At 70.0% G+C, this 267-nt stretch carries 1 protein-coding gene; it reads left to right on the plus strand.

Going from position 1 to position 267, the window contains the following annotated elements; genetic code table 11:
• Nucleotides 1-267 (plus strand): histidine kinase (locus IG69_RS0119695; RefSeq protein ID WP_030529855.1); only part of this gene is annotated, 267 nt, incomplete at both ends.

Below are 267 nucleotides of genomic sequence, written 5' to 3' on the forward strand. Positions count from 1 at the left end.
GCCGCTCTGCGCGGTGGTGGCCGCGGCCACGTTGTGGCAGTTTCCAGACGAGCGAGGCTCGGTGCTGGTTCAGGGGTTCGTCGTCGCGCTGGCCGGCACGACGGCCGCCGTGTTGAGCCGTCTGGTCGTGCTGACCGAGACGTTGCAGCGTACGCGGGAGCAGCTCGCCGTGGCAGCAGTCGCGCAGGAACGGGATCGGGTGGCGCGGGACCTGCACGACGTCCTGGGTCACACGTTGTCGCTGATGGTGGTCAAGGCGGCTGCGGT

It is taken from the genome of Phycicoccus jejuensis (assembly GCF_000720925.1).
Lineage (GTDB): Bacteria > Actinomycetota > Actinomycetes > Actinomycetales > Dermatophilaceae > Phycicoccus > Phycicoccus jejuensis.